The organism is Streptomyces sp. H27-C3, from assembly GCF_030063415.1.
GTDB lineage: Bacteria > Actinomycetota > Actinomycetes > Streptomycetales > Streptomycetaceae > Streptomyces.
The window spans coordinates 324717-333944 of the sequence record NZ_JASITA010000003.1; the positions used below are offsets into that span (position 1 = coordinate 324717).

Here is a 9228-nt window from a genome sequence, read left to right on the forward strand (position 1 = left end):
CCGAACACGCGGCGTGCATAGTAGGGGGCCGGTACGGCGGCAGGTCCTTTCAGCGAGTCGAGGGAGCCTGATCGCGCAGCGGGGGAGAGGGACAGCGGACAGATGGCATCACGACGGGACGAACTCAACGCCTATACTTTCGCGAAGCGGAGGTTGATCGCGCAGTTCGTACAGCCCAACTCGACCGGCTCGGAGGAGGGCGCGCCGCGCCCACTGCGTGCGGTGGTGCCCGGCGCGATCGTCGGCGTGGTGATCCTCGCGGCCTTCGGGGCCTGGGGGATGTTCAAGCCGGTCGCGCCCAAGCAGTGGGACACGCCAGGCGAGAACGTCATTATCGCCAGCAAATCGACCACGCGGTACGTGGTGTTGACGACCGACGGCAAGAAGCAACTCCACCCGGTCCTGAACATGTCCTCTGCGAAGCTGCTCCTCGACCTGGACAAGGGCAAGGTCACCAACGTCGACGAGTCGGTCCTCGACAGCGGGAAGATCCCGCACGGAGCCACCCTCGGCATCCCTTACGCCCCCGACCGGCTGCCCGACAACAAGGAGGCCGCCGCCGCCAAGCGATGGGCGGTCTGCGAACGACCCGGCGCGGGCGGCAGGGCCATCCAGAAGGCGGCGTTCGTCCTCGCCGAGCGCGAGCGGGAGAAGACCGAGGGCGCCGGCCGGCTGCGCGGTGGTGAGCTGCTGTACGTCGAGGGGCCGGGCCCCGAGCGGACCCGCTACATCGTGGACGCCGCAGGCAAGGCATACGCCGTGGAGAACGACGAGCTGCTGCTGCGTCAGGTGGTGGGCGACGGCCGTACACCTCAACGAGTGTCCGCTGCCTGGCTGGCCACCCTCCACAAGGGTGACCCCATCACATTCCCCACGATCCCCGATACCCCCAACCTCCCCGCGGGAGCACCCGGGGAGCTGGGACCCGAGCTGAACAAGGTCGGGACGGTTCTCGTCGCGGTCGACGGCACCAGGAGTCAGCAGTACGTGGTGCTGAAGGGCAGGGTCGCCCCGGTCACGGACTTCACCGCGAAGCTGCTCCTCACCAGCCGGGCCCTGGCGGACATGGCGAAGGACGGCAAGGCGAAGTCCGTCAACCCCGCTCTCTTCCGGCCGGGCCGGAGCTTCGGGCAGCAGAGGGACTGGCCGCAGCTCGCTCCGGAGGCCGTCAACTCGGCGACCCCGGGTGAGGGCAGCCGTAACACCATCTGCAACGTTCTGCGCGAGGTCGACGAGGACAACGGCGCAACCACCCTCAGCATGTGGGCCGGCACCGACTTCCCCCAGACACTGCCGACCGGGTCGAGCAGCGCGTACGTAACTCCCGGATCGGGCCAGTTGTTCCGTCAGTTCCAGGGCTCCAGAACGGACTCGGGTTTCCTCTTCCTGGTCACGGACACGGGGCTGCGCTATGCGATGCAGTCCAACGGTGACAGCGCGACGGACGACTCCGGCATCGGCTCATCCGGCTCGAAAAAGGAGAAGCTCGCGCGGCAGCAGGCTTCTCAGGAGGCCCAGGGCAGGCTCGGATACAAGGACGTGGCTCCGGCGCCGATTCCCGCCACATGGTCCCAACTCCTGCCGACGGGCCCACGCTTGTCGACCGGCGCGGCCCGCCAGCCGCAGGGCTCGTGAGGTTCGTGGAGGCGGTGGGGGTGGTCAGGTTCGTGGCGGCCGTGGGGTTCATGAGATTCGTGAGGAACAGGCCGAACATGACGCACACCCACGCACGCGCCAATGCCTGTCGGCCGCTCCTCACTGTCGCGGCAGCCACCGCGATCACCTTCCTGGGCCTGCCCGCGCCCGTCGCAGTCGCGGATTCGAGCACCCAATGCACCTTCCCGGGCAAGAAGTACGTGGGCCGCCCCTGGTCGCTGCAGCGCGTACTGCTCGACGAGTTGTGGACGCAGTCCACGGGCAAAGGCGTGCGGGTCGCGGTCATCGACACGGGCGTGGACATCAAGAACCCGCAGCTCAAGAGTGCGGTGGACGCCCAGAGCGGCCGGAACCTGCTTCCCTTGAAGGACGCGAAGGGCGAAAAGCTGGAACGCGGCAAGGCCAACGGCACCACGGACACGGTGGGCCACGGCACCAAGATCGCGGGCATCATCGCCGCGCGCCCGGCGAAGGGCACCGGTTTCGTGGGCTTGGCCCCCGCCGCGACGATCATCCCCATCCAGCAGAACGACGCCGAGGGGAACGGCACGGCCAAGACGCTTGCTGCTGCAATCAGTTACGCGATCCAGGCGCGGGCCGACATCATCAACATCTCGCAGGACACGGCCAACGCGGTGGAGCCCGCACCGATCCTCAAGCAGGCGGTGGACTCGGCGCTGGCCCAGGGCATCGTGATCGTCGCATCGGCGGGCAACGACGGCCTCGGCGGCAACGTCAAGAAGACCTATCCGGCGTCGTTCGAAGGTGTCCTGGCCGTCGCCTCGTCGGACCGAAACAACGAGCGCGCGGCGTTCTCGCAGTCCGGCGAGTTCGTCGGCATCGCGGCCCCCGGCGTCGACATGGTCTCCACGGTGCCGGGCGGCGGACACTGCGCCGACAACGGTACGAGCTTCTCCGCCCCGTACGTCGCGGGAATCGCGGCACTCATCAAGAGCAAACACGAGGACTGGACACCGCAGCAGATCGTCGCCCAGATCCAGCAGACGGCAGAGCGATCGGTGGACGGCCATGACCGCCTGGTGGGCTGGGGTGTGGTCGACCCGGTACGCGCTCTAACGGAGGACGACAGGCCCATCGACCGCCCGGTCGCCCATGAGGGTGTAACCAAGGCGGAGGCGCCGACCCCGGCCGAACTCCACCTTGGCGAAGCGCCGGAGGACCGTACGGAGCGCCTCGCCACGTATGTGGTGGTGGGCGGCGGAGTCCTGGTGGCCGCGATCACAGGCGGCGCGGTGGCCCTCCGCGACGCGCGGCGGCGGACGGTGCGGTGGCCGCGGTAGGCACCGTTGACGTGTGCCTGAAGTCACTCATGTGCCTGAAGTCACTCATGCCGGAAGTCAACGCGCACTTAAGCCAGTTGGGCCTGTCACAGTGAGTGGCTAGAGTGACGCGCAGGTGATCAGTGACGTTGGCGTCACTGCGATCGCAACGTGCGGGGTTTTGAGCAAACGGGGTAACGGGGAGGCGCGGGCGTAGTGCTCGATGTAAGCGGGGGCAGGGGCGGGGGGAGTGACCTCGAGCGGGGCGTTGGTGCGCTGAAACGATTTCAGACGCGCGTGAACGGGTTGTTGAAGGATTTCGAGGGCGGCGCGGGCGGCAGCGCCAACGTGGCTGCCCAGCGGATCTCCCGAGGGTCTCTCAGCGGCGGCAACGCACCCTTCACGGAGGCGGACGGGCTCTTCAGCCAGTACAACCGCGTTCACGAGGAACTCGTCACACTCTCCAAGTCGCTTGGGGACCAGATAGAGCTGTTGAGCATCGCCGTGCACGGTGCGGAGGTTGGCTTCGACAACCTTGAAGAAGATCTGCGGCGAAGGTTCCACTCGATTCAGGCTCGTCTCGACCAGGAGCACGACCGGCAGCAGGAACGGCGCGAGCAGCAGAAGGACGCGAAGTCCGAGACACCGCGTAACGAAGAGACCGGTGGAACGCACGACTTGGGAGACAGCTGATGGGTGACGAGAATCAGCCTGCACCGAGCCCCAAGGCCCAGCACAGGCAGGACCAGGTGCGAGTCGCGCAGCAGCTCGGTCATACCGAGGTTGCCGAGAAGATCTCGGAGGTGATGAAGGACGCCGGCTTGAGCACCCGCAAGGGGAGGGTCTTCAGCCGGTCGGACTTCGAAGGCCGCCAGCTCAACGAGATGCTCGACCTCATCGAAACCGCGAACCCGGAAGACCTGGAAAACGCGGGAAACGCCCTCTGGAAGGCCAGGGACGGGCTCAAGGATGCTGCGCGCGAACTTGAGGACTACGTCACCAGGGTCGAATGGAAGGGCGAGGCCGCCACCGAATTCCGTCGGTTCGGCAAAGCGCTCGCCGATCACGCGGTCCTGCTCGGCGGCTTCGCGGACGCGGCTGGCACGCAGATCACGGTCGCGGGCACGGGCCTGGCATCGGTACGCAGCTCGAAGCCGGAGCGCGACGGCCGCTTCGTCCAGAAGCGCCCCGAGGACTTCGAGCTTCCGGAGCGCACTGAGGACAACGCGGATTACCAGAAGGCCGTAAAGGTGGAGAAGGACCGCCAGGAGGCCATCAACCAGATGAACCGCCTGGCGTCGTTCTACGCGGTGTCGGAGCAGACGCTGGCGGCGCAGGAGCCGCCGAAGTTTCCTGGGATGTTGAAGGCGGATGTTCCCCGGCCGAAAGGTGAGCTTGCCCCCGGAACAACTTCCGGGGCGCCTGCGACGGGTGCCGATTCTGCGGGAGTTGCCGCGCCCCAATCTGTGCCGGGATCTGCGGACTACAGCAGAATGGGCGGCGTGTCCCGGACTGAAGGCCTCGGTTCGGTCGCGCCGGTTCCGGACACGTCGATGGAGATCGACAGCGCTACGGCCCCGCCGGCCCCCGTCACATCGCCAGGCGCCACACCGGCTCCGCCTGCCACCACAGCGGGAAACCCTCCGGGCATCCAGCTTCCGCACGCGGCGAACAGCTTCGTGAAACCCGTGCAAGGGGGGGCGTCACGGCCATCGAGAGCGTCGGGTAGAGCCGGCAGTCCGGGAGTCGGAACAGCCGGACGGCCCGGCGCCGCTGGGACCGGTGCTTCAGCAGGTGGACGCGCAGGGGCAACGGGAGCAACTGGGCGCCCTGGGGTCATGGGCAGTGGTGCCACGGCGCCTGGACGTGCAGGTGTAACCGGGGCCGCAGGCCAGACTCCCGCAGCTGGTCGGCCTGGGGCCATGGGCAGTGGTGCCGCAGGGGCTGGCCGCGCAGGCGCTGCTGGAGCGGCCGGAGGCCAGAGCCCCACGGCCGGACGGCCGGGTACGTCAGGGCAACCGACGGCAGGACGTGCAGGCCCAGGCGGCTCCGCGGGCCCTCGTGCCGGTCGTGCCGCCGGCATCGTGGCCGGCACACCGCAGCGGGCCGCTCCGGGCTCGGCCGGATCACGCATCCCACGCGGAACTGTCATCGGCGGCGAAGCAACGACACCGGGGCGTACCTCGGCTGCGCAGCCCCGCCAATCCGGAGTCATCGGGGCGAACCCTGCGAACGGCGCACCCACCGGGCGGGGCACTCCCAGCTCGAACGGAGTTGTCGGTACTCCCCGTAGCGGCGCCCCAGGCTCGCGGCCCGCCGCGGGAGGCTTTACGCCCGGGGGCACCGGCTTGGTTGGCCGCCCAGGTCGGCAGCGACCCAGCGATGGGGAGCAGGAACGCACCGGATCGGTGCGTCCGGACTACCTGACGGAAGACGAAGAGACATGGGCGGCGCGGCGACGCGGTTCGGTACCGCCGGTGATCGACTAAGCACAGGGAAGGTTCGGAATTCAGGTGAGAGGTGGAACGAGCCAGGAGCGCAGGCACTCCGCGGCGTCGCGCGCTCTGCGGCGGGGTCTGATCTGCGCGTTGGCCCTGGCCGGCGCATGGAGCATTGCTGTCGCCGGTGCGGCCCCAGCCGCAGTCGCGGCGGATGTGCGATCGAAGCAGTGGTACCTGGACGCCATGCACGCCGAGGAGATGTGGAAGACAACCACCGGCGAAGGCGTCAGGGTCGCCGTTATTGATACCGGCGTGAACCAGTCCACCCCCTCGTTGAACGGACAGGTCCTGGAGGGGGTGGATGCGACGGGTGCCGAAGGTGAAGCGACGGATGACTACACCGGTCATGGGACGACCATGGCCGAGTTGATCGCCGGCACAGGTAAGGGGGGTGGCTTGCGAGGCCTCGCCCCCGGAGTGAAGATCATCCCGATGCGGATCTCAAACACCGAGTTCCAGAATGAGCATCGGGTGAACAGCCAGGACGCGGAAGATGCCATCAGAGCCGCGGCAGACAGCGATGCGCGAATCATCAGCATGTCTTTCGGTAGCGAGTATTCGAGCCCGACGGAGAGGGAGGCTGTCAAATACGCGGAGAGCAAGGGGAAGCTGTTTTTCGCTGCTGCCGGCAATAACGCCAAGGAAGGCAACAAGGCGCAGTACCCAGCCGCCTACCCGCAGGTTGTCGGCGTTGCCTCGGCCGACGAAGCAGGCCAAGTAGCGAGGTACTCCCAGCACGGTGGAAACGTTCATATCGCTTCCCCCGGCAACAACATCCCGGGCTGGTGCGACACGAAATTCCAAAGCTACTGCGACGGTGACGGCGGAACCAGCGCAGCCACTGCAATTGCTTCGGCCTCCGCGGCCCTGGTCTGGTCCGCGCACCCGGACTGGACCGCGAACCAGGTTCTTCGGGTTCTCTTCGACACCGCCGGACGTGGCACGGACTGGGAAAAGGGCACTATCAGCAACTACCTGGGGCACGGCATCATCCGCCCAGGAATGAACATTCTCAAGGGCAAGGGCAACCCCGGCGCGCCAGACGTCAACCCCCTCACCAACGAGAAGACGTCCAGCCCCCCGGGCTCCCCCGCTCCCTCCGCTCCAGCCACGTCACAAGGCTCGAAGGGCAGCAAGCCGGGCGACGACGCGGCCGTGGCAGGCTCCAGCAAGAAGGCCGGGGACGGCAGCCATCTGGGCTTGATCCTCGGCTCGGTCGCCGCCGCAGCGGCCGTCGCTGCAGGAGCTTTCTTCCTGGTCCGCAGACGCCGCAGCGCCTGACCGCAGGTGCTTCACCCCAACAGCATTCACCAGCCGTCATAGTTCACGCCCCGGCTGGTGAGACAGAGGCCCAACGAGGCCTGTAGAGAGGAATGCCGTCGTATGTCAGTCCAGAAGGTAAACGGCCAAGCCCTCGGGCAGCTGCAAACCGAACTCACCACCAACTACGACAGCGTCAAGAGGCAACTGCACGCCCTGCAGGCAACGATTGACAGCCTGGAAGGTGCTTGGAAGGGAATCGGCGCCGGCGCGTTCAATGCGAAGCAGACGCAGATCAACAACAACATGGTGCGGATCGGAAAATTGCTGCTCAAGTTCCAGGAAGCGATCCAGGCTGCGCGTACCATTTCCGGCAACACCGAGGATGAGGTCGAGGCAGCCCTGAAGGGAATTGACGTGGCCGAAGGCTACTCGGGCGACGCAGGAGCGGAGAGGGCAACTTCCAACCTCAACAAGTACTGACATTCGGCGGCGACAGCTCGCGGTCGGCCGCCACATCACAAGCGGAAACACCTTTAGGAGGACCTTATGGGGCATGACGACGGCAGCACGGTTGTCACTTACGCACGGCTCGATGACGCGGCCAGGGATATCAAGGCCCAGGCAGACAGGCTCGACCAGAGCCTCGACGCCATTCGGGGGAAGATCGCAGCCATCTCCGATCTCTGGGAAGGCGAGGCCCGAGAGGCGTACAACACCGCCCAGCGCGATTGGGACAAGGAAGCCAAGGCCATCCACACCTCCCTCACTCAGATCTCACAGGCGGTCCAGCGGGCGGCCCCCGACTACAAGGCCGGGGACATCAAGAGCGCGCAGAACTTCCACTAACCTCGAACTTTCGTGACGGGCCGTCGGATTCCCCGGCGGCCCGTTTCGGTTTGCCGGGCCGGTGACGGGCAGACCCGTGGCCCGGCTGTCGCGTCGGGTGTGCGCCGGGTTCCACAGTTCCGGTGGGTGGTTCGAGTTCGTCGGGACGGGCGGTTGCGGCTGGTCAGCCAGGGTTTGGGAGTGCGTCGAGTCGCTGGATCGCGCTGGTGATCACATCCGTCCAGGTCCAGTGGCGGGTGAATCTCAGGTGCCGACGGCGGCCGGTGGTGACGAGCTGGGCGGCGGCGGAGAACAGCCGCAGTCGCAGGCGGCGAGGTTCCCAGAGGTAGGTTCCGCAGGCCGGTGGCGCGCGCGTTGCGGATACGTTCCTCGGCCCGGGCTCGCTGGCGGTGCCGTAGTTCGAGTACGGCGATCGGGACGTCGGTGGTGTTGGTGGCGAAGCAGGTCAGCCGCAGTCCGTCGGCGTCGGTGAAGCGCAACTGGGCGCCTGGGTGGGGACGTTCCTTGCGGACGAGCAGCCGCATCCCTTGCGGCCAGCCCTTCAGGACGTCGCCGTCGAGTTCGGCGGTCCAGGCACCTTCACGGATCTCGCCTCCCGGTTCGACGGCGGGCGTCCAGGCGGAGGTGGGAACCTTCTGGACGGCCTGGTGAATGGCATCGGTGATGGTCATCCCGACCGAGTACGACAGCCACATCCCGCGTTTCGCGAGCCACGCGACGAACTCGTGGGTGCCGCCGGCGGAGTCGGTGCGGATCAAGGTGGAGCGGCCTCGTCGGTATCGCTTGGGAAGCTGGGCCAGGGCGAGCTGGGTGGCGGTGATGTGATCGGCGGCGGTGTTGCTGCCCGCGTTCCCGGGCCGCAGCAGGGCTGCCACCGGCTCTCCGGTGCCGCCGCGTCCATGGTCGACGAAGCCCATGAGCGGATGATGTCCGTAGGTCTTCTTCCAGGTCGCGGCCGCGTCCTGCTTGTCGGAGTGGGCCAGTACCAGCACTCCGTCCAGGTCCACGATTACCTGTCCTGTGGCGTCCGGTGACGAGGTGCCGGCCAACCTCCAGGTCCGCTCTCGTACTTCGGCCCGGGCCGACCGGATCGCGGTCAGAGCCTTCGGTCCGGCCGCGGCGAGCTTGTCGATGAGCCGGGAGACTGTCGGGTCGGAGGCCACCGGCCCGAACACGGCCGGCTCGATCCGCAGCATCGCGACATCCGCCAGACAATCCCCGCCCAGCGCGACCGCCAGGGCCACGTCCAGCAGGATCTTCCCCGGATCATGTACCGCCCGAGGACGCCGCCACGGTGCGAGCGCCGCCGATATCGCGGTGTCCAGGCCGCTCTTGCGGACCGTCTCGACCAGCAGCACTCCTCCGGCCTGGGAGACCACCGCCCGGCCACCGCCCTCGATGCGGACACGTGGATAGGACCCGATACGCTTGTTCACCTGAGGAGTGCTTCTTTCATGCGATGACCTGGACTCTAGACAAGCCCTATCGTTGCAGGTCAGGAGCACTCTTCGCGTTTCCGATCATGCATCGGACACCCAGCCACGTGAAAGCTCGAGGCTAAGGGCTGTCCCGTAATCCCTGGTGGATCAGCGCACGGCGTCAGATGCGGTGCATCGCAAGGCGGAGGGACGTTCGCATACTGGACGTATTCGGGCGTTCCGACAACGCGGCGAGGTGCCGTA

Annotated in this window: 6 protein-coding genes and 1 pseudogene; 6 read left to right on the forward strand and 1 reads right to left on the reverse strand. The window is 67.1% G+C overall.

Annotated features, from left to right (window positions below; translation table 11 throughout):
- Nucleotides 1–102: 102 nt before the first annotated feature.
- From eccB to QMK30_RS04820, 6 genes are all read left to right on the forward strand, one after another.
- Nucleotides 103–1635 carry a type VII secretion protein EccB gene (gene eccB, locus QMK30_RS04795; protein ID WP_283515866.1) on the forward strand — a complete coding sequence of 511 codons (1533 nt, stop codon included), beginning with the start codon at nucleotides 103–105 and terminating at the stop codon, nucleotides 1633–1635.
- A gap of 77 nt (nucleotides 1636–1712) precedes the next feature.
- Nucleotides 1713–2957 (forward strand): type VII secretion-associated serine protease mycosin, encoded by a 1245-nt coding sequence (gene mycP / locus QMK30_RS04800; RefSeq protein WP_283515867.1) that lies wholly within the window; start codon nucleotides 1713–1715, stop codon nucleotides 2955–2957.
- Between the two features lie 195 nt (nucleotides 2958–3152).
- Entirely contained in the window at nucleotides 3153–3629 is a 477-nt protein-coding gene (locus QMK30_RS04805) for a DUF2563 family protein (protein ID WP_283515868.1), read from the forward strand.
- A 1886-nt stretch (nucleotides 3630–5515) separates the two neighbouring features.
- Nucleotides 5516–6718, forward strand: a complete 1203-nt coding sequence (locus QMK30_RS04810; protein ID WP_502963062.1) for a S8 family serine peptidase — start codon at nucleotides 5516–5518, stop codon at nucleotides 6716–6718.
- Nucleotides 6719–6820: 102 nt separating this feature from the next.
- Nucleotides 6821–7180, forward strand: a complete 360-nt coding sequence (locus QMK30_RS04815) for a WXG100 family type VII secretion target (RefSeq protein ID WP_283515870.1) — start codon at nucleotides 6821–6823, stop codon at nucleotides 7178–7180.
- A gap of 66 nt (nucleotides 7181–7246) precedes the next feature.
- Nucleotides 7247–7546 (forward strand): WXG100 family type VII secretion target, encoded by a 300-nt coding sequence (locus tag QMK30_RS04820; protein WP_283515871.1) that lies wholly within the window; start codon nucleotides 7247–7249, stop codon nucleotides 7544–7546.
- 163 nt (nucleotides 7547–7709) lie between these two features.
- Here QMK30_RS04820 and QMK30_RS04825 read toward each other — a convergent pair.
- Nucleotides 7710–8982: pseudogene (locus QMK30_RS04825) on the reverse strand (IS1380 family transposase).
- Between the last annotated feature and the right edge of the window lie 246 nt (nucleotides 8983–9228).